The sequence below is a fragment of the Thermostichus sp. MS-CIW-23 genome, assembly GCF_054059455.1.
In genome coordinates, this window is sequence record NZ_JBSSCC010000023.1 from 24,021 (window position 1) to 48,140 (window position 24,120).

General features: G+C 58.8%; 21 protein-coding genes and 1 tRNA gene. 6 read left to right on the forward strand and 16 right to left on the reverse strand.

Annotation, left to right across the window (positions count from 1 at the left end):
• Positions 1–46 precede the first annotated feature (46 nt).
• Both ACVW0B_RS09355 and ACVW0B_RS09360 read right to left on the reverse strand, forming a co-directional pair.
• Positions 47–1,753: a SulP family inorganic anion transporter gene (locus ACVW0B_RS09355; RefSeq protein WP_457491524.1), complete on the reverse strand. Its 1,707-nt coding sequence runs from the start codon at positions 1,751–1,753 to the stop codon at positions 47–49.
• A 90-nt stretch (positions 1,754–1,843) separates the two neighbouring features.
• On the reverse strand, positions 1,844–2,110 hold the full coding sequence (locus ACVW0B_RS09360; RefSeq protein WP_255344550.1) for a hypothetical protein: 267 nt from the start codon (positions 2,108–2,110) through the stop codon (positions 1,844–1,846).
• Between the two features lie 409 nt (positions 2,111–2,519).
• Between ACVW0B_RS09360 and gyrA the strand changes: the two genes are divergently transcribed.
• The 4 genes from gyrA (at position 2,520) to psb28 (ending at position 7,196) form a co-directional block, all read left to right on the forward strand.
• Positions 2,520–5,048: a DNA gyrase subunit A gene (gene gyrA / locus ACVW0B_RS09365; protein ID WP_414351725.1), complete on the forward strand. Its 2,529-nt coding sequence runs from the start codon at positions 2,520–2,522 to the stop codon at positions 5,046–5,048.
• A 186-nt stretch (positions 5,049–5,234) separates the two neighbouring features.
• Positions 5,235–5,606, forward strand: coding sequence for a DUF760 domain-containing protein (locus ACVW0B_RS09370; RefSeq protein ID WP_011433215.1), 372 nt, complete (start codon positions 5,235–5,237; stop codon positions 5,604–5,606).
• 38 nt (positions 5,607–5,644) lie between these two features.
• Complete coding sequence (locus ACVW0B_RS09375; RefSeq protein ID WP_457491525.1) at positions 5,645–6,844, forward strand: glycerate kinase family protein; 1,200 nt, start codon at positions 5,645–5,647, stop codon at positions 6,842–6,844.
• A gap of 37 nt (positions 6,845–6,881) precedes the next feature.
• Positions 6,882–7,196: a photosystem II reaction center protein Psb28 gene (gene psb28, locus ACVW0B_RS09380; protein WP_011433213.1), complete on the forward strand. Its 315-nt coding sequence runs from the start codon at positions 6,882–6,884 to the stop codon at positions 7,194–7,196.
• Between the two features lie 17 nt (positions 7,197–7,213).
• Here the strand turns inward: psb28 and gatA are convergent, their stop codons facing one another.
• The 10 genes from gatA to ACVW0B_RS09430 form a co-directional block, all read right to left on the reverse strand.
• Positions 7,214–8,746, reverse strand: coding sequence for an Asp-tRNA(Asn)/Glu-tRNA(Gln) amidotransferase subunit GatA (gene gatA / locus ACVW0B_RS09385; protein ID WP_457491526.1), 1,533 nt, complete (start codon positions 8,744–8,746; stop codon positions 7,214–7,216).
• 181 nt (positions 8,747–8,927) lie between these two features.
• A complete protein-coding gene (locus tag ACVW0B_RS09390; RefSeq protein ID WP_414342514.1) occupies positions 8,928–9,224 on the reverse strand; it encodes a hypothetical protein in 297 nt (98 codons plus the stop codon).
• Positions 9,225–9,331: 107 nt separating this feature from the next.
• Positions 9,332–9,670 (reverse strand): hypothetical protein, encoded by a 339-nt coding sequence (locus tag ACVW0B_RS09395; protein ID WP_414342512.1) that lies wholly within the window; start codon positions 9,668–9,670, stop codon positions 9,332–9,334.
• A gap of 102 nt (positions 9,671–9,772) precedes the next feature.
• A tRNA-Ala gene (locus ACVW0B_RS09400) sits at positions 9,773–9,845 on the reverse strand.
• 62 nt (positions 9,846–9,907) lie between these two features.
• Positions 9,908–11,164, reverse strand: coding sequence for an RNA-guided endonuclease InsQ/TnpB family protein (locus ACVW0B_RS09405; protein ID WP_457491538.1), 1,257 nt, complete (start codon positions 11,162–11,164; stop codon positions 9,908–9,910).
• Positions 11,052–11,669: an IS607 family transposase gene (locus ACVW0B_RS09410; protein ID WP_457491527.1), complete on the reverse strand. Its 618-nt coding sequence runs from the start codon at positions 11,667–11,669 to the stop codon at positions 11,052–11,054. Before ACVW0B_RS09410 ends, ACVW0B_RS09405 begins: the two co-directional genes overlap by 113 nt.
• 219 nt (positions 11,670–11,888) lie before the next feature.
• Positions 11,889–12,206 (reverse strand): hypothetical protein, encoded by a 318-nt coding sequence (locus ACVW0B_RS09415; RefSeq protein WP_457491528.1) that lies wholly within the window; start codon positions 12,204–12,206, stop codon positions 11,889–11,891.
• 97 nt (positions 12,207–12,303) lie between these two features.
• On the reverse strand, positions 12,304–12,663 hold the full coding sequence (locus ACVW0B_RS09420) for a hypothetical protein (RefSeq protein WP_457491529.1): 360 nt from the start codon (positions 12,661–12,663) through the stop codon (positions 12,304–12,306).
• A gap of 465 nt (positions 12,664–13,128) precedes the next feature.
• Entirely contained in the window at positions 13,129–13,428 is a 300-nt protein-coding gene (locus tag ACVW0B_RS09425; protein WP_011433206.1) for a ferredoxin, read from the reverse strand.
• Positions 13,429–13,591: 163 nt separating this feature from the next.
• Positions 13,592–14,785: an RNA-guided endonuclease InsQ/TnpB family protein gene (locus tag ACVW0B_RS09430; RefSeq protein ID WP_457491530.1), complete on the reverse strand. Its 1,194-nt coding sequence runs from the start codon at positions 14,783–14,785 to the stop codon at positions 13,592–13,594.
• A 393-nt stretch (positions 14,786–15,178) separates the two neighbouring features.
• Between ACVW0B_RS09430 and ACVW0B_RS09435 the strand changes: the two genes are divergently transcribed.
• Together ACVW0B_RS09435 and ACVW0B_RS09440 are read left to right on the forward strand one after the other, a co-directional pair.
• On the forward strand, positions 15,179–16,636 hold the full coding sequence (locus tag ACVW0B_RS09435; protein ID WP_457491531.1) for a hypothetical protein: 1,458 nt from the start codon (positions 15,179–15,181) through the stop codon (positions 16,634–16,636).
• Positions 16,637–16,724: 88 nt separating this feature from the next.
• On the forward strand, positions 16,725–19,568 hold the full coding sequence (locus ACVW0B_RS09440) for a tetratricopeptide repeat protein (protein WP_457491532.1): 2,844 nt from the start codon (positions 16,725–16,727) through the stop codon (positions 19,566–19,568).
• On the opposite strand, the gene ACVW0B_RS09445 is transcribed toward ACVW0B_RS09440, so the two are convergent.
• The 4 genes from ACVW0B_RS09445 to ACVW0B_RS09460 all read right to left on the reverse strand — a co-directional run.
• Positions 19,555–20,709 carry a hypothetical protein gene (locus tag ACVW0B_RS09445; protein ID WP_457491533.1) on the reverse strand — a complete coding sequence of 385 codons (1,155 nt, stop codon included), beginning with the start codon at positions 20,707–20,709 and terminating at the stop codon, positions 19,555–19,557. The genes ACVW0B_RS09440 and ACVW0B_RS09445 overlap by 14 nt on opposite strands.
• 21 nt (positions 20,710–20,730) lie before the next feature.
• The gene (locus ACVW0B_RS09450; protein WP_457491534.1) at positions 20,731–21,600 is read right to left on the reverse strand and encodes an FkbM family methyltransferase; all 870 of its coding nucleotides are present in this window, start codon (positions 21,598–21,600) and stop codon (positions 20,731–20,733) included.
• Positions 21,601–21,621: 21 nt separating this feature from the next.
• Positions 21,622–23,136 carry an FkbM family methyltransferase gene (locus ACVW0B_RS09455; protein ID WP_457491535.1) on the reverse strand — a complete coding sequence of 505 codons (1,515 nt, stop codon included), beginning with the start codon at positions 23,134–23,136 and terminating at the stop codon, positions 21,622–21,624.
• Positions 23,137–23,220: 84 nt separating this feature from the next.
• A partial coding sequence (locus tag ACVW0B_RS09460; protein WP_457491536.1) for an RNA-guided endonuclease InsQ/TnpB family protein occupies positions 23,221–24,120 on the reverse strand: 900 nt, incomplete at its 5' end.

Sequence of the window (24,120 nt, forward strand, 5' to 3'; positions counted from 1 at the left end):
GGCAAACGGATCCCGCAGCTTTGTGGCTCAGGCCAATTGGGGTTACTCAAACCAGGGGACTGGCCTCGAGCGGCAAGCCCAACTGGGCAACAGCCTCGGCCAAAGCCACCTCACGGCTGTCCACAAACCGCTCTGGGGGCAGCGGCAGATGCAGGCTTTCTAGGCGCTGCCGGATCCGGCCCTTGGCCCCAACAATCCACACCTGTTTGCCCCGATCCAGGGCCTCGCGAATGGCATTTTCCAAGGATAGCGTCGCCGAAACTCCCAGCATCGGCACATCTGATAGATCCACCACCAGCGCTTGGCAGGAGGCCACCGCCTGATGTTGGCGGGAAATGGCTTGGGAAACCCCGAAGATCATCGGCCCGCTCAGGTAAAACAGCAACACCTGGCCGCATCCCTGGCGCAGCAATTCCCTCTCACGGGGAGTGAGATCCACCGCATCATCGGCATCGGTAATGGCTTTCACCTCTTCGGAGTGGATCTCGCTGAGGCGTTGGATAGTGAGCAAGTTGGCCACAAACACCCCCACCCCTACGGCGGCGATGAGATCCACAAACACCGTCATGAACATCACCCCGTACATGATGGCTGCCCCTTTGAGGGAGAGCCGGTGGGCCCGTTTCAGGAAGCTCCAGTCGAGGATATCCACCCCCACCTTAAAGGCGATCCCTGCCAGCACCGCCATTGGGATCCCTTGCGTGAGGGGAGCGGCAAACAGCACCACCATCAGCAGGATTAACGCTCGGGTAATGCCGGCTAGAGGGGTACGTCCGCCCGACTGGATGTTCACCACTGTGCCCATGGTGGCGCCGGCTCCCGGTAAGCCCCCCAGGAAGCCAGAGACAATATTGGCGATCCCCTGCCCGATCAGCTCTTGGTCGGAGTCGTGGCGGGTGCGGGTGAGGTTATCGGCAATGACTGCCGTCAAGAGGGTATCGATGCAGCCCAGCATCCCCAGCACCACTCCATCCAGCACCAGGTTGGCCAGGGAGGAAAAGGGCAACTGCGGCCATTGCACTTGCGGCAAGCCAGTGGGGATGGAGCCGATGCGCCGTAGATCCGCATCGGCCATGAACAAGCTGGCCACCAGCGTTCCCAGCACCAAAGCCACCAACTGCGGCGGCACCGCCCGTCGCCAGGGCTTGGGATAGCCAAAAAGGATGGCAAGGGTCAGCAGCCCCAACCCCAGCTCTGGTATCTTGAGGTTGAGCAGGTAGGTCGGTAGGTTCTGCACCGCCCCAATCACTCCTCCCTGGCTGGCGTGGCCCAATAGCGGCGGGATCTGCAGCAAAATCATGATCCAGCCGATCCCGGACATAAAGCCGGAAATAACGCTGTAGGGCATGAGGGTGATGTATTTACCCAGTTTCAGGGATCCAAACAACACCTGAAACAAGCCCCCCAGCATCACCACGGTGAAGGCCGGCCCCAGCCCCTGCTCCGGATAGCGGGCTGTAACATTAGCAACCACCGCCGTCATCATCACAGTCATCGGCCCAGTGGGTTCGGAGATAAGCGTGGGCGTACCCCCAAACAGAGCCGCAAAAAAGCCCACGCATACTGCTCCGTACAAGCCCGCCACCGGCCCTGCCCCCGAAGCCACCCCAAAGGCCAAGGCCATCGGCAAGGAAACAATCGCTGTCGTCAGCCCGCCGAAGAGATCCCCGCGCCAGTTGTCTAGGCTCAGACGTCGGTGCCAACCCAGAAATCTCCTGTTGCCGGACTGTTGTTCTTTCGCTTGGCTCAGCATGCCCCAAAGCCCTCCACGCTATGGGCAGCCTATCATTGAACGTTACTATAGAGATCATGCTAGAGAATAGATTTTCTTCTATAGTTTCCCTCAAGGATTCCCCTCCAAGCGAGGGCATGGGGCTTGAGCCGGTAGAGTTGTGTGAAAGTGAGAGTAGTCCACATAGCGATGCCCATTGCTGTCCAGGTGGAGAATATCGGCAAATCGGTGGTTCCAGAGAATCTCATCGGCCAAGTAGGAGTGGCGAGCATGGATGGTTTGGGAAAAGGTGTCGTCGATGCCGGTCAGGGTAATGATCAGCTCCGCTTGGCCCACCTGTAAATCTCGATCCATGAGGCTGTAGAGAGGGCCGCCGATGAACCACCGAGCCTCTCCTACTGGAAGTCAGCCGGCCTTCACAAAGGGCGAATGGTAGACTGGGAATACAAAAGCTTTCTGCTCAATTCAATCACCTTCAGCTTACTAGCGCAGGAGCCCCGCACTGTACCCGTAGGGTCAGTGTCGGGAGGAATGCTATAATAATTCTGCGGACACCAGAAACGGCTGTTTAGGGCACTGGTAACGGTCGATTGGGGCTGCCCGTAAACCAGCCCAGAGGCTCGTGGTTAGTTTACTAACTGCAGGGCTACCGAAAGCCCGCCCCGTACTGCGAAGCAGTCAGGGTCGGGTAGTTTACTCTGCCACGGCCAAGGTTGGCTTCTCGATAAACTTCCATGAACCCACTGCGCCAAGGCCGACTGGGATCCCTCAACGATAACCCAACCCCATGAGCGACAACGAATCGACGGCGCGCATCATCTCCACCGACCTGCAGCGGGAGATGTCGCAGTCCTACCTGGAATACGCCATGAGCGTGATCGTCGGGAGGGCTTTGCCAGATGCGCGGGATGGCCTGAAGCCGGTGCACCGCCGCATTCTCTACGCTATGCACGAGTTGGGCCTGACGGCGGATCGCCCCTTCCGCAAGTGTGCCCGCGTGGTGGGGGATGTAATTGGAAAATACCATCCCCATGGGGATCAGGCCGTCTATGATGCGCTGGTGCGCATGGCTCAAGATTTCTCCATGCGGGAGCGGCTGGTGGATGGGCATGGCAACTTCGGCTCTGTGGACAACGATCCGCCGGCAGCCATGCGCTATACCGAGTGTCGGCTGACTGCCTTTGCCCAAGAAGCCCTGCTCCAAGATATTGACGCCAACACTGTCGATTTTGTCGGCAACTACGACGGATCCCAGCAAGAACCCCTGGTGCTGCCGGCGCGGATCCCGCAACTGCTCTTAAACGGCTCTTCCGGCATTGCCGTGGGCATGGCCACCAACATCCCGCCCCACAACTTGGGCGAATTGGTGGACGGCCTGATCGCCCTCATCCACAACCCCAACCTGACCAGCCTGGAGTTGATGCAGTGGATCCCGGCTCCTGACTTCCCCACCGGGGCGCTGATCATGGGCCAAGAGGGCATCCGCGAAGCCTACACCACCGGGCGCGGCTCCATCACCCTGAGGGGGGTGGCCACCGTCGAAACCATAGAGCAACGGGGCCGACCGGTTCGGGATGCCATCATCATCACCGAGCTGCCCTACCAAACCAACAAGGCAGCCATGATCGAGAAGATCGCCGAGCTGGTCAACGAGAAAAAGCTGGAAGGCATTGCCGACATCCGCGACGAGAGCGACCGCAGCGGCATGCGGGTGGTGATCGAGCTGAAGCGGGATGCCCAGCCGCAGGTGGTGCTCAACAACCTCTACAAGCAAACCCCCCTGCAGGCCAACTTTGGGGTTAACATGCTGGCCATCCTCAACGGCGAGCCGCGCACCCTGACCCTGCGGGACGCGCTGCAGGCTTTTCTGGATTTTCGGGAAGAGGTGATCGAGCGGCGCACCCGCTACGAGCTGCAAAAAGCCGAAGAGCGGGATCACCTGCTGCAGGGCTATCTCTTGGCTTTGGGGCAGTTGGATCGGGTGATTGCCCTCATTCGGGGAGCCGCCGATACCGCCACAGCCCGAGAGGAATTGCAGGCGGTGTTGGGCCTGAGTGAAGCCCAAGCCGACGGGATCCTGCAGATGCAGCTGCGCCGCCTCACCGCCCTGGAAGCGGAAAAAATCCAGGCCGAGCACGAAGACTTGGTGAGGCAAATTGCCGACCTGCGGGATATTCTGGCCCGCCGAGAACGGGTGATGCAGATCATCAGCGAAGAGCTGCAGCAGCTCAAAGCCCGCTTTGCCAGCCCGCGCCGTTCCCGCCTCTGTTTGGAGGATGGGGAGCTGGGAACGGATGATCTGATCGAAAATCGGGAGACGGTTATCTTTCTAACCGAGCAGGGCTATATCAAGCGCATGGGCCTTGAGGAGTTCCAGGTGCAGGGGCGAGCCACCCGCGGCAAAGCCGGCGCCCGCATCAAAGAAGACGATGCCATCGAACAGTTTTTTGCCTGCCGCAGCCACGACACCATCCTCTTTTTCACCAATCGGGGCGTAGTCTATACCCTGCCCGCCCACCAGATCCCCCAGGGGAGCCGCGCCGCCCGCGGCAGCGCCATCGTTCAGTTGCTGCCGATCACCCGGGAAGAGCGGGTTACGTCCATGGTGCCGGTGAGCCAGTTCAGCGACGACGAATATCTGGTGATGCTCACCCGCGGCGGCTACATCAAAAAAACGGCCCTCAGCGCCTTTGCCAATGTACGCTCCAACGGCCTGATTGCCATCTCTCTGGAAGAAAACGACGAACTGCGCTGGGTGCGCCGCGCCCGCTCCAGCGATGATGTGGTCATGGCGACCCGCCAAGGCATGTCCATTCGCTTCCCGGCGGATGACGAGCAACTGCGCCCTCTGGGACGGGCCACCCGGGGCGTGCGGGCCATTACCCTCAACGCCGGCGATGACATCGTCAGCATGGATATTATCTCTGCCGAATCGGTGATGGCTGCCGAGCGAGAGGGGGAGAAGCTGGCTAACCCTTGGGTGCTGGTGATCACCAAAGAAGGGCGGGGCAAGCGCTCGGCCATCGACAATTTCCGCCAGCAAAACCGCGGCGGCAAGGGGGTGATCGCCACCAAGTTCCGCCAGGCGTCGGACGAGCTGGCGGCCCTGCGCATCGTCAATGCCGAAGACGAGATCCTGTTGGTAACCGCCAGGGGCATTGTCATGCGCCAGTTGGCCAAGGCCATTCCCACCCAGTCCCGCGAGGCGACCGGGGTGCTGGTGCAGCGCCTGGATCCGGAAGACAGCATTGTGGGAGTTACAGTGGTACCCGCTGCCTTGGTTGCCGAGGAGGAAACCTCAGAAGCCAGCGCTTGATCCCCGGCCGTTACTTAGGTACGGCATTTGCCGCCGCAGAAGGGTGGGATCCCGTACCGGAGAGGGTGAGGATGGGGTGTTACCTTTGGGATAGCCCAAATTCCGGGAACGGCAAAGGTCTGTGGGATCAGGCCGAGCGGCCCGGTTGGGATGGCATCTGCTGTGTTTGTGGAGCTTGGTTACTCCATGGCGAGCCCGTTGAACTTCATCCCTGGTTTTGAGGCAGTGCAAACTCCGAGCCCCGACAACCGGCTCTGGCAATACCTGCAATCTCAGGATCCCAGCGTCTTTCAGGATATTGCCCGCAATTCTTCCCCGGAAGTGCTGGAGATCTTGGGCCACAACATCCGCAGCTTGGTGGGGAGCTTGCCCTCCGATCAATTCGGGGTTCAGATCATTACCAACCGCGAGAGCCTGGCGAAAATGCTCTCCGGCGCGATGATGGGCGGCTATTTTCTGCGGGTGATGGAGCAGCGTCTGGCCCTGGAGCAATCTTTGGGCAGTGCCTCCCAGCCTGCCAGCGCGGATCAGCCTTCGCCAGCAGAGGAGGAGGGCTAGGCTTGCAATCCACCTTTTAGCGCCGCCGAGGAGGTTCCATGCTGGATGCGGGTTTCCAGGCAAAGGGATCCCAGTTCAGCAGCCCACCGCGGCGGATTTTGGTTTGCCCGGATAGTTTTAAGGGATCCCTAACAGCCACGGCGGCGGCAGAGAGCATGGCCCGCGGGATCCAACAGGTGCTGCCGGAAGTCGAGGTGGAGCGGATCCCCTTGGCGGATGGGGGAGAGGGCACCCTAGAGGCACTGCTGCCGACGCTGGGGGGAGAGAAGAAGGGCCTATGGGTCACCGGCCCGTTGGGGGATCCCGTGTGGGCGGAGTACGGGGTGGCAGGAGAGCTGGCCCTGTTGGAGCTGGCCCAGGTGGCCGGCCTGACCTTGGTGCCACCGGAGCGGCGGGATCCCACCCGCACCACCACTTATGGCCTGGGAGAGCTGTTGCGGGCCGTCTGCCGAGAGCCTATTGCCGAGATCTGGATAGGTCTGGGGGGATCCGCCACTGTGGATGGGGGAGCCGGCATGGCGCAGGCCTTAGGCTATCGCCTGTTGGATGGAGCTGGGGATCCCATCGGCTGGGGTGGGGCGGAGCTGGCCCGGCTGGCGCGCATCGAGCCCCCCGAACAGCCTGGTTGGCAGGGGAAACGGGTCCGCGGCCTCTGCGATGTGCAAAACCCCCTCACCGGCCCGTTGGGAGCCGCCGCCGTCTTTGCCCCCCAGAAGGGCGCCACCCCTTCCCAGGTGCAGCAGTTGGAGCAGGCGCTGCAGCAGTGGGCTCAAGTGGTGGAGCGAGATTTGGGCCAGGCCGTGGCCAGGATCCCGGGGGCCGGAGCCGCAGGGGGAGCGGGAGCAGGGTTGGTGGCTTTTTTGGGGGCCACTCTGGAGTCCGGGATCCGCTTGCTGGCCCAGCAATTGGCCCTGCCGGAGCGCATCCGCCGCTGCGATCTGATTGTCACCGGAGAAGGCCGCCTCGACGAGCAAAGCGCGATGGGAAAGGTGGTGGGGGCGGTGCTGGAGCAGGCTATCTGTGCCCAGAAGCCCCTGCTCATCCTCTGTGGCCAGGTGACTCCGGCAGCGCGCACTTGGTTGGCAGCCCAACCTCTTCCCCTTCGGGTTGGCGCCCTGTGCGACCGGATCCCCGATGTGGCAGAAGCCCAACGGCAGGCCGGCCATCACCTGGAGCAGATGGCGGCTCAGGAGCTGAGAGATTTTCTGGAGCAGGGCGCGGGGATGGGCCGGTTATAATGGCTTAAATCTAAATCATCGTGTTTCGTAGGACATCATGGCCAGTATCGAGTTCTCCCCCGGCATCCAAGAGGTGCCCACCCAGGTGCGAGTGCTGAAATCCAAGACCGGCAACCGGGGATCCGCGATTTTCCGCTTCGAGGATCTAAAATCCGATACGCAAAACATCCTCGGCATGCGGATGATCGATGAGGAAGGGGAGCTGACCACCCGCAACATCAGGGCCAAGTTCCTGAACGGGGAATTCAAAGCCCTGGAAGTGACCTACGACATGGAAACCGAGGCAGAGTGGGATCGCTTCCTGCGCTTTATGGAGCGCTTTTCGGCGGCCAACCAGATGGGCATGGCCTAGTTGCCGCCCTTCCTGCCTCAGCTTTTGGATTTTTTGCTCCTTTTGCCGGATCTGCGCTTGGCTTGAGGTTGGCCGGGATCGGATCCCTGGCCCTCTTCAACTGAGGGCTGCCCTAGCGGGGGCCGTCGCTTGTGCCAGTCGGTGCTTTGCTCATAGGCATAGGCCACCCGCAGCACCTTGCTCTCCTGTAGGGCGTTGCCCACAATTTGCAGGCCAATGGGCAGGCCATCGGCAAACCCGCAGGGCAGGCTCAATCCCGGCAATCCCGCCAAGTTCACCGGGATCGTCATCAGGTCGCACAGGTACATGCTGAGGGGATCCTCCCGCTCGCCGAGCTTGAAGGCTGGGGTGGGGGTGGTGGGGCTGACCAGCACATCCACCTTCTCGAAAGCCTTGAGGAAGTCCTGCTTGATGAGGGTGCGCACCTTCTGAGCCTTGAGGTAGTAGGCGTCGTAGTACCCCGAGGAGAGGGCATAGGTGCCGATCATGATGCGCCGCTTGACTTCTGGCCCAAAGCCGTGGGCGCGGGTCTTGCCATACATGGCCAGCAGCGAGTCGGCAGGTTCCCGCAGGCCGTACTTTACCCCGTCATAGCGGGCCAAGTTGGCAGAGGCTTCCGAAGGGGCGATGATGTAATAGGTGGCCAGGCCATAGCGAAAACTGGGGCAGTCGATCTCCAGGATCTCGGCCCCCAGTTCTTGCAGATGTTGAATGGCTGCTTGGACGGCAGCGCGGGTCTCCTCCCCACATCCTTCTCCCAGCAAGTCGCGGATCACCCCGATTTTGAACCCCTTGATGTCCGGGATCAGAGCCTGGCTATAGTCCGGGATATCCACCTTCAGGCTGGTGGAGTCCATTGGGTCATGGCCGGCGATCCCCTGCAGCAGCAAGGCCACATCCTCCACCGTGCGCCCAAACGGCCCCACCTGATCCAAAGACGAAGCAAAGGCCACCAGCCCGTAGCGAGACACCAGCCCGTAGGTGGGCTTGAGGCCCACCACCCCACAAAAAGCTGCCGGTTGGCGGATGGATCCCCCCGTATCTGAGCCCAGGGCCACCACCGCTTGGTCGGCAGCCACCGCCGCCGCCGATCCCCCAGAGGATCCCCCTGGCACCCGCGTCAGATCCCAGGGATTGGCGGTGCGCTGAAAGGCGGAGTTTTCCGTGGAGCTGCCCATGGCAAACTCGTCTAGGTTGGTCTTGCCCACCGTCACCATGCCCGCAGCCGCCAGCCGCGCTGTCACCGTTGATTCATAGGGGGGAATGAACCCCTCCAGCATCCGGGAAGCGCAGGTGGTGCGGATCCCTTGGGTGCAGAGGTTGTCTTTGACAGCTAACGGGATCCCGGCCAAAGGGCCGATCGCCTCCCCGGCCCGAATGCGGGCGTCCACCGCCTTGGCCTGTTGCAGAGCCAGTTCCTCGGTTACAGTAATAAAGCTCTTGAGCTGCGGCTCCAGTTGGGCCAGGCGCTCCAGGTACTCGCGGGCGATCTCCTCCGCCGAGCGCTCTTTGGCTACCAACTGGCTGTGTAGGGCGCGAATCACAGACATAGGCAAACTCGCAGGGAATGGCAAACGCCGATGAGGCCAGACCAAGTTCCCTCTAGACTAATCCAGATGGGATCCCTTCCCAACCCTAACTCCCTAAAGATCTCGTGGATCCCCCTCTCTTGCTAGGAGAGGATCTAGGGATGATCACATCAGCAGCGCCGAGCGCCTGGGCTGTTGGCAGTCAACGCCGTTCCAAAAAATCGCGGCGCAGATCCCGAATCTCCTGCCGCATCTCCCGCATCTCTTGGGCCATCTCGTCAGTGCGCCGTTCCAAAGCTTCGGTGCGGCGCTCCACAGCTTCCGTGCGCCGTTCAATGGCTCGGGTGCGCTCGTCAAAGCGATCCAGCGCCTCCCGGAAAAACTGTGCCAGCATCGCCTGCCCTTCCCGCAGCTCTTGGATCAAAACCTGCTGGTTTTGCTGGGCAGCTTGCAACTCCTGGACGGCCCGAATCAGCCACTGCTCTTGCTCAGGTGTCATGGTTACCAAGGCGCTACAGAACAAGGAAATCCTACCACCCTAAATCTCCTCCTGGGAGAAGGATCCGGGGATGGTTACACTAGCAACGCAGAGCGCTTGGGCCCAAGCTACCGCCGTTCCAAAAAATCGCGGCGCAGATCCCGAATCTCTTGCCGGATCTCTCTCATCTCCTCCGCCATCTGGTCGGTGCGCCGTTCCAGTGCTTCTGTGCGGCGTTCGATGGCCCGAGTACGCTCGTCAAACCGATCCATTGACTCGCGAAAGAACTGCGCCAGCATCGCCTGTCCCTCCCGCAGCTCTTGAATCAAAACCTGCTGGTTTTGCTGGACAAGACGCAGCTCCTGCTGGGCAGCTTGCAATTCTTTTTGGGAGGCTTGCAGCTCTCTTTGGGAGGCTTGCAACTCTTGGATGGCTTGAATCAGCCACTGTTCTTGCTCGGGCGTCATGGTTACTGAAACACTACAGAATAAGGAAATCCTACCACCACTAACTCTTCTCTCCTCCTGGGAGAAGGATCGGGGGCAAGGGATCCAAATCCAAAACCTCAATGGAGAGTAGGGAACTCGAATCCCTGACCTCTGCGGTGCGATCGCAGCGCTCTACCAACTGAGCTAACTCCCCGTAGCTTTACCAGAATAACCCGAATCCGCAGCCAAGATCTGATACATTTACGCTGAACACTGCTAAGCATTACTGCTCAGCGGTGAAGCGATAGCATTCTGTCCGTTTCCGTTGTCGCTACGCGACGCTAACGCGACCGCGTCAGCGGGACGGAGTCCGTTCGCGTCAGCGGGACGGAGTCCAAACAGAAAGGCGGTATCCCGCAAAGCCCTGAGCATGACGCCCAGGGCGCCTTGCCAATCTCGTGGTAACCTATGGTTGCACTTTGGGCATCTAAACACCTTTGCGCCACCCAACTTAGTGTGGATGTGCCCGCACTTGGTACAGGTTTTGCTGGTGTACGCTTCCGATACTTCCACGACGACCACGTTTTTCTTCTTGGCTTGAAACTTCAGGAACTGCTTGAACCGATAGTGCGCCCAGGTGAGCATCGCCCTCGCCGTCTTGCTACCAAACTTCCTCCCTGCCTTGGCAACCATCTGGGCTGACTCGAAAGTGGGGAGGAATATCAATCGGTAGTTATCCGTTAGGAACGCCGCTACCTTGCGATGGCACTCGTCCACCAAGTTCCTGATTCTCTCCCGCAGACGAAACGCCGCTTGCCTCATTCGCCTACGCTTGAGTCTCGGTGCCTTGCTCAGCCTGGACTGCAGATCGTCTAGGTGGTAGCACAGCCGAGTGATTCTACCAAAGTCCCCCTTGGCAATATCTACAAAACCTGCCCCATCAAACCCTGTAAAGAAACTTCTTACTCCAGGGTCAAGCGCAACAACCCCCTTTGCTAACGAGCACTGCTCGTTCACAGGCTCAGGGAAGATGGCATACCATCTGTCTTTCACCCGCATTAGCTCAGTTCCGCGTGCCCATTCTCTGGGCATCTCCTCGGATGCACGAAACGCCAAACCTCGGGTGAGTTTCGGATACCACGTTCCATTGCGAAAGTTGCCGGCGTTGAACTGCAGCGTATGCGACCTGTCTCGCACACTGCGAAACCTCGCGTCTTTGCTTCGGCGAAACGCCAACCACGCCTCGACGACCGCGTTCTGCTTGATGTGGCAGGGGGCGTCCTTCACCCACTCAGGCAGGTCGGAGCGCAGGATGATGTCCCGCAGCTTTCTGGCCGTTCTTGGAGCACCATGCTGACGCTGATAGGCAATCGCTTGGTTGTAGCAGTACCGGCACGCCGCTTGCCACCGCTTCCAGACTTTAGCCAGCGCTGGCTCCGGATAAATCCGTATCTTTCTCGATTTCAGCCCGATACTTCCTGAGTCCGTAGAGCCGACTGCTGAAGCAGTGCAGGATGGTGAGGATGTCCTCAACCAGTTCCTGTTGGGGAGAAAGGTGGTCGTCATCGAGAACCAAGATTTCGCAGCCGTATTGGCGGCAGTACCACTCAACGAACTCAAATCCAAACCGGCAGAGTCGATCCCGGTGAGCGACCACAATTGTTCCGACATCTCCCGCACGAACTCGTTCCAATAAGGCAAGGAACTTTGGTCTTTTGAAGTCGAGACTGCTGCCAATCTCTCCGACCACCTCGGCTCCAGGATAGAGGTTAACCAGTCTTGCAATCTGTCGCTCCAAGTCTGGTTTCTGCCCTCGACCGCTGACTCGGGCGTACACAACGACTCGTTTGTCCTTTTTGGGCGCTCTGTTCGCGTCAGCGGGCCGGAGGCCAATGTAGCTGTCGAGGTCATACCTTCTCGCCCTACCGGATGGTGTACGTACTGCATGGATCCAGCCCTTCTGTTCCCATCGCCTCAAAGTGTGGAGACACACCCCAAAATAATCCGCCGCTTCTCTCGGTTTTACATACCTAGCCATACCAAGCAGCCATACTGAACATACTGTACATTATTTTCAGTATAGTCCAGCGTATCATTGACTAGAGTCATGCTCTTGATGGTGCAGAAACGGATCCCATTGCCAAAGCCATAAACCGTCTCGGCCAAAAGTCTCTTTGCTGCCATACTAGCCTTGTCATCTCGCACAACCCCTCTCTTCCTCTGGGAGCAGGGCTGTGAGCGCTCGGTCTGTTGGCAGTCAACGCCGTTCCAAAAAATCGCGGCGCAGATCCCGAATCTCCTGCCGGATCTCCCTCATCTCTTCCGCCATCTGGTCGGTGCGCCGTTCCAGTGCTTCTGTGCGCCGTTCCACAGCTTCCGTGCGCCGTTCAATGGCTCGGGTGCGCTCATCAAACCGATTCATTGACTCGCGAAAAAACTGGGCCAGCATCGCCTGCCCTTCCCGCAGCTCTTGAATCAAAACCTGCTGGTTTTGTTGGACAAGACGCAGCTCCTGCTGGGCAGCTTGCAACTCTTGGATGGCGCGAATCAGCCACTGCTCTTGCTCAGGGGTCATGGTCGGCGAGGGTTACAGAAGAATAAAAAAATCCTATCACCCTGCATTTCTCCCTCGGAAAGAGGCTGTGAGCGCTTGGGCCAGGGTTGGATGGAAGCTAACGCCGTTCCAGAAAATCGCGGCGCAGATCCCGAATCTCCTGCCGCATCTCCCGCATCTCTCGGGCCATCTCGTCAGTGCGCCGTTCCAGCGCCTCGGTGCGCCGTTCCACAGCTTCCGTGCGCCGTTCAATAGCCCGGGTGCGCTCATCAAACCGATCCATTGACTCGCGAAAAAACTGTGCCAACATCGCCTGCTCTTCCCGCAGCTCTTGAATCAAAACCTGCTGGTTTTGTTGGACAAGGCGCAGCTCCTGCTGAGCGGCCTGCAATTCTCTTTGGGAGGCTTGCAATTCTCTCTGGGAGGCTTGTAGCTCCTGGATGGCTTGAATCAGCCACTGCTCTTGCTCAGGGGTCATGGTTGCTGAAGCACTACAGAATAAGGAAATCCTACCACTGCCAATTCTGATACATTCACGCTGAACTCTCCTGAACATGGTTCAGGAAAGAAGCGATCGCATCCTGCCTATCTCTGTTCGCGTCAGCGGGACGGAGTCCAAACAGGAAGGCGGTATCCCGCAAAGCCCTGAGGAATACCCCCCGAGCGCTTTCCCCCTTCACTTCCCGGCAACCGTTGCGGTGGACTCAAGGATCAGGGGGAAACTTGGTCTACTATATCCCTCTCAATGACTTTTGCCAAACCGCCTAAAGCTCAGTAAATTCAGCAAAGTTCAGGGTTTTGGGGGTTAGAGGCATGCTCCTCTCCCTCTGGGTGAGGGCCTCAGCAGCGCGGAGCGCTCGAACACCCCCTTGGGCCACCCAAAACAAAAACCCCTCTCTCTTTGGAAGAGGGGCTGGGGTTGAGGACGGAAATTCAAGCTCGATCAGTAAAGGGCTTCTTCTTGGTGGGTGATGATGGTGCAGTCGGAAGTAGGGTAAGCCACACAGGTCAGCACATAGCCCTGCTCGATCTGATCATCATCCAGGAAGGACTGATCGCTTTGATCCACCGTGCCGCTCACCAGCTTGCCGGCACAGGTCGAACAGGCACCGGCGCGGCAGGAATAAGGCAGCTCGATCCCTTGCTCTTCCGCCACGTCCAAAATGTATTCGTCATCCGGCACATCGATGGTGACGTTTAAGCCTTGCTCCTCGTTGATCAGAGTGACCTTGTAGGTAGCCATCCTGGTTGGGTCTCCAGAAAAAACATCCACTCCTCATCCTGCCACCCTTCTGCCCCGGATCAAGCATCCTTTTGTGAGGAAATAGGCAAATCTTCCGGTTTTTTCCAGGTGGATCCGCAAAAGCCATGCCGGGCAAGGATTGTAAACTACCCGGCTCCGACCGCTAAGCGGTACGGAGCGGGCTTTCAGTAGCCCTGAGCCTGCTCTGCTCTACCAGAGAACAAAACAGGCCCGAACCTCTAGGCTGGTTTACGACAGCCCCCAAGAGCGCAATCACATTCGCACCATTCAAATCCGCATCCCCTTCCCATCCACAGTGCCCACACTTGAACGACTTGCCACTGCGGTAGGATTGCGCAGGATCGGGATGGATATGCAAACACTTGTGGCAGGTCTGCGACGTGTAGGCAGGCGGCACAAGAATCAGAGCAACCCCCGCACGCAGAGCCTTGTACTCCAGAAACTGACGTAGTTGGTAGAACGCCCAACTGTTGGCCCTGCGCCGCTCGGCTTTGCTGCGTGGCTGTTGATTGACCCTTTCCCGGATCCCTGTCAGGTCTTCCAGGGCGATAGCGCTGTTGGTAGCTTTTGCCCTGGAGACAATAGCTTTGGAGATGCGATGATTGACCCACGCCTGAAAGCGCCTCTCCTTGCCAGACAGCCGTTGCAACAGTTCTCTGCATCTGCGCCGCGAACTGCGTGTGCCCTTACTGGCTTTGCGTTGGAGTACCGCCCTCAACCGGGAGTAGTGGTCTCGGACTCTGTTCAACTGCTGTCCATTCCAATTGTCCCCCTCTGACGTATGGGCAATATCTGTCCTTCCCAAGTCCACCCCGATCACCTTGTCGGTATCTTGTTGCTTGGGTGGTTTTTTCTCTACGCAAATCTGGATGTAGTAGGAGCCATCCTTCCGCTGGACTAGGGTGGCCGATTTGGGGTTAGAGCCAGCCAGCATTCCCCTCTGGTAGTTACCAATGGCTAGCTCAAAGCGTTCTCTCCCTTCAACCGTGGTCAGCGACACCGTCCAGTCTTTCTCGCGGAATGAAAAGATACGTGCGTCGTAGGTAACGAACCTACGCTTGAACTCTTTAACCGGACGGTTGCGCTGTCTCGCCACTTTGCGAGCGCCTGCCACCCGTCTGCACACCTGTTGAGCCAAGTTACTGGACAAGCCGAACCGGGCTCGAATCTCGTAGTAGCAAAGGGACTGCAGTTTGACCGCGTTGACGATCTTCTCCGGCGTGTTCTGGTTGACCCAGTTCAAGGCTTGGCCAAAAGCCTCCATCGTCGCGTCCAATTTGGCGGCTTGCGACGGGAACGCCTTGAGTTTACAGGAGATGGTCAGGACTTCGCTCATAAGTCCATTGTACTTCATCAAAGCGCATTCCTCCCGACACTGACCCTACGGGTACAGTGCGGGGCTCCTGCGATTTCTAGCTGACTGCTCTTCCGGTGGCTCCACCTGCTTTGCTCCCAGAAGCCGCCACCCGACTCCTTCCCGGGACCCTGCCCGGTGTCTGTGACCCACGTCACCTTTGATCTTGTCCAGAAAAAATCGGCAGTACTTGCCAAAGCGGGCTAATGGGCTTGTATGATAAGCAGAGTAAACAGACGAGCCGCTTATCCAAGCGCGTGTGCGTCTTTCCTCGATTGGCTCTTTCCTACGGCCTGGCTTGCCCTGGGCGAGTTGATCGGGTAAGTTAAGGGAAGTGTTCAGCCGAACCCCACTTTTTTGGTTAAGAGGAGAACAATGAACGGAACAATGCACAAGTGGCTCCTGAAGTCACTCGGGTCTCTGTCTCTGGCTTCCACAGTGGTGCTGCTGCCCCTGCTGCTCACCGGTTGCGGCGAAGAAAGCAGCACCAGCACCGTCACACCCGTGCCGCCCCCACCACCCCCACCGGCTCCCCCGGCTCCGCCGCCACCACCTCCAACTCCTGTTCCTGCTCCCACCCCCACCACGGCTCCGCCCATCAGCGCTCTGCCCACCCAACTGGCCGCTCTCACTCCGGGGGGACAAGTCTTCTCCAACCCCACTGTCATTCCCGTTGGCTTTGGCATCCGCCGCTCCGGCGCAGGCGAGAACCTGCCGGTAGGCACCTACTCCGACTACCGAGCGGTGCTTTCCTTCGCCATTCCCGACGACATTCCCAGCAACGCCATCGTGCAGGGGGCGCAGTTGACGCTGGTGCAGTTGCCCTCCAACGACTCGGCCACCATTCCTGGTTTTGGCGACCGGGGGCTGGGCTTCTTCTTCCTGGATCCGACGCCCCACAACCTGCCGGCCAACAACGTGGTGTTCCAGGAAGTGACCTTGGGTGCGCCCGACAACGTGGTGTCCAGCGACTTCTTTGCGCCGGCTTCCAGCCCCACCTTTGTTGCCCTGAGCATCAACGGCAACGTGCTGGGTGGAGATGTCTCTGCTGGGCCGCGCACAGCGGATGTGGGGCCTGGGGTGCAGCGGGCGGTGTCAGGCTCCGGCTTCTACCAGGTGCGGCTGCAGTGTGCCAAGGAGGTGTGGAATAACCAGGCCACGGCAGTATTCCCCACCTTAACTGCTTCCTTTAGCACCACAACTTCTGCAAGTGCTTCTGGAGCACCTGCATTTAACGCGGTTGCTCCTGTGGCAGTAGGGTTCACTGGGGCCGTTACGTTTACTTTTAACAACAACAATACTACTGCTAGTGCAAGCACCTATCAAGTTAACACCAGCTTCCCAGCCACGCTCACGATTACCCTCCTGGCCACCAACCCAGTTACGGTAAGCTTCAGTGCTGCAGGAAGCACCTTTACTGCTTTCCTACCCACTAGTCAGACTACCATTACGCAGAGTATCCTAGAGATACTTGGCCTTGGAATTAGTACTTCCTTCACATTTACCGGTCCGACGGTTAGTGCTACAGGTAACAACAACCTAACCCAAGTCACCTTTAGTGCCTCTGGCAGTCAGCTCACTGGCCCGGTCAACCTGACCCTGGTTATCCCCAACCAAACTTTCTCCTACTCGGCCACCTTCACTGTCAGCTTTACCTCCAGCGACACGGTGGCAGGCACGCCGGCCAATGCGGCGGGTCTGGAGATCAGCCAAGGGGCAGGTGGTACTTGCCGGGCCGAGTTCGACAAAGAGCCGGCTACAGGCACGGGTGCTGCCCCCATCACCACGGCTCGCGGGCCACGGCTGGACATCACCTTCACTGTCCCGCGCTAGTCGGCAGGCTGTTTAACCCCTCGGCGGGCCTGAAAGTTCAGGCCCGTTTTTTTCTCGCGGAACTTAGATGGGTGTAGGATTAGAGGTTATGAAATCTAGGGATCCAGGCCAAGTGACACCCGATGCGCTGATAGCCACCTTGGAAGCGGCAACCCGCCACCATCAGGCGGGGGATCTGCAGCAGGCGGAGGCGGCCTACCGCCAGGTGCTGGCTCTCCAGCCGGAGCAGCCTGATGCTCTACACTTTCTGGGCATCCTCTGCTACCAGACGGGCCGGCTGCAGGAAGCGGCAGCTCACCTGGCCAAAGCCACTCAGCTGCGGCCAGAGCAGGCAGCCTTTCACAGCAACTTGGGGGCGGTGTACCAGGCGCTGGGCAAGCTGGAAGCAGCCATCGGATGCTACAGCCAAGCGGTGGCGCTGCAGCCCGATTACCTGCAGGCCCTCTTCAACCTGGGCCTCTGCCACTTCCAGCTGGGCCAGTACGACCAGGCTGAGCTGTATTACCGGCGGGCCCTGGCCCTGCAGCCCCAGGATGCCCAGATCCTGACGGAGCTGGCCCAGATCTACCGACAGAAGGGGTGGCCGGCAACGGCCATCGACCATCTAGAGCAGGCGCTGGCGCTAGAGTTTACCCCAGAGCGGGCGCAAGAACTGGCCGAGCTCTGCCGCGAGGCGGGGCAGTTGGAGCGTTCTGTTGAGCTCTATCGCCAGCTCCTGGAGCAAGACCCACAGCGGCCAGAGCTACACAACGGCCTGGGCCTGACTCTAGCAGAGCAGGGGAAGTGGGAGGAAGCTATTGCTGCTTTCCGCCAGGCGCTGGAGCTGGATGGGCACTTGGTGGAAGCTCACATCAACCTGGGCACTGCTTTGCTGGAGCAGGATCAGCCGGAGGCGGCCATCGAAGCCTATCGGGCGGCTTTGGCGCTGCAGCCGGATCGCCCGCGGGTTTACTTCAACCTGGCCACAGCCTATCGCAAGCTGAAGCAGCCGCAGCGGGCGCTGGACTACTACCATGTGGCCCTTGGCCTGCAGCCAGACTACGCCGAGGCCCATCGCGGCTTGGCCAACCTTCTGTCAGATCGCAAGCTGCGCAAGGTGTTCTCCAAGGGACTGCTAGACAGCATGGCCCACCTCAGCCGCGCTCTGGGTGTGCGGCCCAACCTGGCCGAGGCCTACTTCGAGGCCGGGTGTCTGCTGCTGGATCAACTAAGGTTTAAGGAGGCCATCCCCCTGCTGGAGAAGGCGCTGGAGTACAAGCCCGATTTTGCCCTGGCCTACAACAACCTGGGCCTGGCCTATCGGCACTTGAACGAGCCGGAAAAAGAAGAGATCCAATATCGGCAGGCGCTGGTGCACGACCCAGAACTGGGAGAAGCCTACTGCAACTTGGGGCTGTTGTTGCAAAGTCAGCATCGCAATGAGGAAGCCCTGCCGGTTTTGCAGGAAGCGGCCCGCCTCAAGCCAGACTTTTTGGAGGTGCACCGGGCGCTGGGATCCGTTTACAAAGAGTTGAACCGCCTAACCGAGGCACTGGAATCTTTCCAGCGCGCCCTGGAGATCAACCCCGAGGATCCTTCCACCTATGCAGGGTTGGCAGGCACCTTCCTCCAGCAATGCCGCCACGAGGAGGCCATCAAAGCCTACCGCAAGTCGGCCAAGCTGGCTCCGGGGGTGATCGCTTTCCACGGCAACATCCTCATGGGCCTGCACTACGCCCCCGATTTCGATCCCGAAGAGACCCTGCGGGAGCATAAGAAGTGGGGGGATGCCACCCAAGCCTCGGTGGCCCATCTGCGGCGGCCCTACCACCGGGATCGGGATCTGAAGCGGCCTCTGCGCATCGGCTACATCTCCGGAGATTTTAAGCTGCACTCCGTGAGCATGTTTTTTGAGCATGTCTATAACCACCACAACCACGAGCGCTTCCAGATTTATTGCTATTCCAACGGGCCGTATTCGGACATCGTGACCGAGCGGATGAAGGAAAAAGCCGATGCCTGGCGAGACATCCACAAGATCCGCTCCGATGTGGAGGTGGCCGACCTCATCCACGAGGACAAGATCGACATTTTGGTGGATCTGGCCGGCCATACGGCCTACAACCGCTTGGGCGTGCTGGCCCTCAAACCTGCCCCCCTCCAGGCCACCTATCTGGGCTACCCCAACACCACCGGCCTGACCTTGGTGGACTACCGCATCACCGATGCCTATGCCGACCCGCCGGGCATGACGGAAAGGTACCACACAGAAAAGTTGATGCGCCTGCCCAAAAGCTTTCTCTGCTACAACCCTGTGGATATCTTTCCGCCGGTTTCCGAGCTACCGGCTCTGTCTGCCGGCTACATTACCTTTGGCTGCTGCAACAACCCCACCAAAATTACCCCCAACGTGGTGGCAGTGTGGGCAGAGATCCTCAAGCGGCTCCCTAACGCCCGTATCTTGCTCAAGAACATGCGCTACACCGACAGCAGCGTCTGCGAGATCTTCTGGGGGCACTTCGAGCGGCACGGGGTGGAGCGGCAGCGGGTGCACCTGGTGGGAGATCGCCGGAGCATTCCAGAGCACCTCCAGATCTACAGCGAGATTGACATTGGCCTAGATCCTTTCCCCTACAACGGCACCACCACCACCTGTGAAACCCTCTGGGGCGGCGCGCCGGTGGTGGTCTTGGCAGGCAATGCCCATGTCTGCCGGGTGGGGGTCTCCATCCTCACCAACGTGGGGCTGCCGGAGCTGGTGGCCCAAACGCCGGAAGAATACGTGGAAATTGCCGTGAACTTGGCCAGTGATCTGGAGCGGCTGCGCCATTTGCGCCACAGCCTGCGAGGCATGATGGAGAAATCGCCCCTGAGGGATCCGCAAAGCCATGCTCGCGCTTTGGAGCGGGCCTATCGGCAGATGTGGAAAAACTTGGTGGTCAGCGGTCAGTAGGTTCCTCGGATTCCGAAGGAGCCACCTGCTCGAAAATGTCCCACAGCTTGGCGGCCACTGTTGCCCAGCTCAGCTCCTTGGCCTGTTCCAACCCCTTGGCAATGAGGGGAGAGCGTACCGGGTAGCTCTGGATGCGCTGCAGGGCTTCTGCCAGTTCCCGCACCGAGCCTTGGCAGAGCAGGGCTGTCGGGTTTTGCAAGGGATCCTTATCTTTTTTCTCTCCAGAGGCAGTTGCCGACTCCGAGCCGGAGGCATTTGGCTGCTCATCCCGGTAATGCACCACAGGACAGCCGCAGGCCATCGCCTCAAGGGGGCTGCTGGGCCGAAAGGTGGAGTGGAAAACCAGCGCCAGAGCCGAGGAATAGGCGCAGGCAAGCTCGGGATTGTTCAGGCTGAGGTAGCGAATGCCTTGTTTTTGGGGCAGTTGCGCTTTGACAGGATCCACCTCCAGAGGACTGGGAAAGGCAAAGACCAGCTCGGTGCGGGAGAGCCTTTGGCCCTGCAGGATCTCCCAAGCTTGGCTGACAGCCTGGATGCCACGGTAATCAGCCAGCTGTTCGGGCAAGACGGCCAAGAAAAAAGGGCGAGTCAACTGAAACTTGCGGCGAAACTCGGCCATGGCATCGGGAGCAGCCGGCTTGGCCCAGCCTTCAATGGCCGGGTAGACTAGCGACATCTGCTCGGGAGGGATCCCGGGGTAGTGGGTTCGGAAGCCAGCCAGCACTTCATCGGAGAAGAAAACGTAGTGGGCAGCAGCCAAGATGGCGTTTTTCTTCTCGATGTATTCTGGATGAAACTGGCTGCCAGCCTCTGCTTCTAGGTCGTAGATGAAGGCGATGGAAGGGGTGGAGATGGGGGTGGTGTAGCCGGTGGAGAGAAACAGCCTGGCCTTGAGCTGGTCGCAGGCGCTCTGCAGGCCGGCGCGATCTTCATCTGCCTCTGCAAAAGCAAAGCGGGGGATCTCGGAAAAAAAAGTTCCCGGCGGCAGCCAAGTTTGCCCGCGGGTGAGCACCACAAACTTCGTTGCCTTCTTGGCCTTGACCCACTCTTCAATGAGGCTCAGCCACAGGTAGGACTGATCCAAAAGTGGAGAGCGAGAAAACCCTTCCGACTGCCAGATAACCCCGTCGATGACGATCATCCCCCACCTCGTCTGAGCAATTTAAGAGACATTGAGAGCGGCAAACATTTTGGCCAGGTAGAAGTCTTTGTAGCGGGTTTGGGCAATTTGGTCATGAACACCCAGGACAAAAGCCACCAGATCATAGGACAGGTAAATCTCATGCAAAACTACCGCCATAGCCAGCCGCTGGCGCGAGGAAAGCCGACCCAAGTGCATAAAGTTTTTGACGTAAACATAGTCGCACCACAACACTTGGGTGTAAGGGCGATAGGTTCTGGAGGAGAAAGGCTTGAGGCAGGCGCCAAAGTTGCTGGTCATGCCATGCAGAAGAAAGCCCTCTTCTCTAAGGGCAATATCCACATCGCTGAAAAGAGGCTGGTTTTTGTAGAGGGGTATGTACTCGACTTCTGTTTGGATAACAGTAACACTCTGTAGAGTTTTTCTAGCGCCCCGGATAACATCCAGCTCAGCTCCCTGAACATCCATCTTGAGAAAGTCCACTTCGCCCAGTTCTGGAATGTCATCTAGCCGAGTAGTCTGGACTTCCTCGACCCGAGTTACCCGACAAACTTCCGCCAAGTTCTCAAAATGCTGGGCCAGCTCCTGATCGGGCTCATAAAGAGAGGAGGTGTAGCCGGCATTGGTGAAATAGAACTTGCGGCGGGATCCATCCCCAATGAAGTAGGGAAAGTACTGCCGCTTCACTTTGTCGGCGCGAGGAGCCTCGGCTAGGGCTCTGGCGTTGAGCTTTTCACACTCTTCCTTCTGGGGCTCAAATCCTATCACCTGGGCATGTCCTTCCTGAACCAGCTTGTCGAAGTTATCGCCGCCCAGAAACATCGCCCCCACGTCTGCAATTCGGATAAAAGGCATGTCTTTGCCGAGGATCTCGCTAATCGGGAAAGGCATTACTCTACTCCACAGAAACGGCTAGATCAGACCAGCTTTGCTCGCCAGAGAAAAGCGATTCGGATGCACGGCAACCAAGTTTAACGCAGTTGGCAGTTGCACAGAAGCCTGAACGGTACTGAGATCTTGGATCATCGGGTTGTAAACATAAATGAGATAGCCTAATTCGGCGAGAAGCTTCGCCGACTCCAAACCTGAAAACTGGCCGACATTTTGGTTTTCAAACAGGATTACCGGGCTGCAGGTCTCGATAAGTTTTCTCCCCCCCTTCAAAACGGGAACTTCTGCCCCTTCCGCATCGACTTTGAGCAAATCAATGTCGGGGCTGCCCTCTGAGATCCACAGCTCGTCTAAGGTAATTTGCTGCACCGGCTTGGTTTCTTCTACAACCGACATGGGATCCGTGACGATGCGGTTGAAAACGCTGGCCCCTTCGCAAACCAAATAAACTTCCCGAGGCTCTTCGCCAACTGCAGCTTCCACGACCTGTACAGAGGGATCGAGTTGGTTTTGAGCAACAGTTGCCCGCAAGCACTGCAAACACCCCGGCGTGGGCTCGATGGCATAGACTTTCCCAGACTCGCCCACACAGCGGGCAAAGAGAAAGGTGTAAACCCCAACGTTGGCCCCCACGTCAATGGCGTTCATGCCCGGCTTGAGGATTTGCCGACACAGCTCGATTTCACTCTCAAACCAGCGATCTTGAGCCAGGAGGACGAAGGTTGCAATGCTCTTAAGGTCTGGCTCCAGCCTCAGCTTGTACCCCTCATACTGAGTCCAAATTTCCATACTGGCCACCGCCTCCGAGGCTGGATCTCCGTTAGGAGGCGTTTCTAACTCTTGCTCTGCTGAATCCGACTCCGCCTTGGAGGGATCCTGCCGCGGAATGTAGCGATCTAGAGCCAGTTGCAGCACTTGCAGGGCCCTGTCCTTCTGCCCAGGGAAATGGTCGGCTATTTTCTGCAGCAAGAAAGCCCCTTCCGGCTGCGCCTGCGCTGCCGCATTCATGGCAACCACCATTTGCGCCTCTAGATCCTCTGGGTCAATGGCTGCAGCCAGCCGCCAGTAGGGCAATGGCTCCGGTCGGTAAACGACTCCGCTGTGGTGGGCTAGCCAACGGGCTAGAGTGTGGAGGTAGCGCTCGCGGGGGCCAAGGCGGGAAGCAGAAGCGGCCTTAGAAGAGCGGCGGGCCTTTTTGCTAGCAGAAGCCAGACGAGGGGGATCCCAAGCGAGCTTGGGTTGGGATCCAGTTAGGCCCAAGCTGGGATCTTCTAGGTAACGCTGGGTCAAAAGCCGGGAGAGCAGCTCTTTTCCCTCTTGGAGGGCCGTGTAGCCGCTTCCCAAGGCCAAAAGGGCATGGAGGCGATTGAACTGGGAGGGGAGATGGTTGGGATCGAGATCCAAACCCTGCCGCCAGGCCGCCAGAGCCATGGCCCAAGCCGCACGTCGCTCCCGCGAGGTTTTGGCTTGCTGGGCCTTCAAGCAGTGAGAGATTCCCAGCTCGTTACATTCATCGGCAGTGGTGGGGATCCCCATGGCTTCGCTAACTAAGCTGCTGAATTATCCTACCACCTTGCCGGAGCTGCACTGGGTCTTCCGTAAACTACCCGACTCCGACCGCTAAGCGGTACGGAGCGGGCTTTCAGTAGCCCTGAGCCTGCTCTGCTCTACCAGAGAACAAAACAGGCCCGAACCTCTAGGCTGGTTTACGACAGCCCCCAAAAGCGCAATCACATTCGCACCATTCAAATCCGCATCTCCTTCCCATCCACAGTGCCCACACTTGAACGACTTGCCACTGCGGTAGGACTTGCCCTGCTCAGGGTGGATGTGTAAGCACCGGTGACAGGTCTGCGACGTGTAAGCAGGCGGCACAAGAATCAGAGAAACCCCTGCAGCCCTCGCCTTGTATTCCAGAAATTGACGTAGTTGGTAGAACGCCCAACTGTTGGCCCTGCGCCGCTCGGCTTTGCTGCGGGGTTGTTGATTGACTCTTTTCCGGATCCCTGTCAAGTCTTCCAGAGCAATAGCGCTGTTTGTCGCCTTTGCCCTAGAGACAATAGCTTTGGAGATGCGATGATTGACCCACACTTGAAAGCGTCTTTCCTTGCCAGACAGCCGTTGCAACAGTTCTCTGCATCTGCGCCGCGAACTGCGGGTGCCCTTACTGGCTTTGCGTTGAAGTACCGCCCTCAGCTTGGAGTAGTGGTCTCGGATTCGGTTCAACTGCTGTCCATTCCAGTTATCTCCTTCCGATGTATGAGCAATATCCGTCCTGCCCAAATCCACGCCTAGCACTCTATCCGTGCGTTGCGGTGGGCACGGTTCCGTTTCCACACAGATTTGAATGGAGTAGGAACCGTCTTTGCGCTTGACCAGAGTGGCAGATTTGGGATTGGAGCCTGCCAACTGTTCTCTCTGGTAACGGCCAATCGCCAGCTCAAAGCGCTCTCGACCCCCAACGGTGGTCAGCGACACCGTCCAGTCTTTCTCGCGAAACGAAAAGATACGGGCATCGTA